At 39.9% G+C, this 391-nt stretch carries 1 pseudogene; it reads right to left on the reverse strand.

From position 1 onward, the window contains the following. Positions 1 to 391, reverse strand: a pseudogene (locus tag COE49_RS27075) (LXG domain-containing protein); the annotation flags it as partial.

The following is a 391-nucleotide window of genomic DNA, read 5'->3' on the forward strand; positions in this document are numbered from 1 at the left end:
ATTTTCGCTGCTTATTCCTTCAATGTCGTTATACACATTGTGCTCTAAATCTACACTTTTTCCAATACCATTGTCAGATTTCCGTATTTTCTCTTCTATAATTATTTGAATTTGCTTTGCCCATTCCATATTTAACTTTTCACTATGAAACGTCCCACTCACAGGACTAAACCCTTTCCCGCTTTGCACTTCAGCGAGTCCGGCTGTGATGCTAGCTGCTAATTGTAGGGCGGTGCTGTAGTTGTTGCTGGACGAATGATTGAATTCATATAAACGCTCTAGTTTTTCTTCTAGTTTTTTCCTCATCGCAACTAAGACCGCAACAATTGCGTCTACTCCGGGCATTGGTGTAAGTACTTCGATTGCTTCTATACTTGCAATCGATTGATTG

The sequence above is a fragment of the Bacillus sp. AFS029637 genome, assembly GCF_002584985.1.
In the GTDB taxonomy this organism is placed as follows: Bacteria; Bacillota; Bacilli; order Bacillales; family Bacillaceae_G; genus Bacillus_A.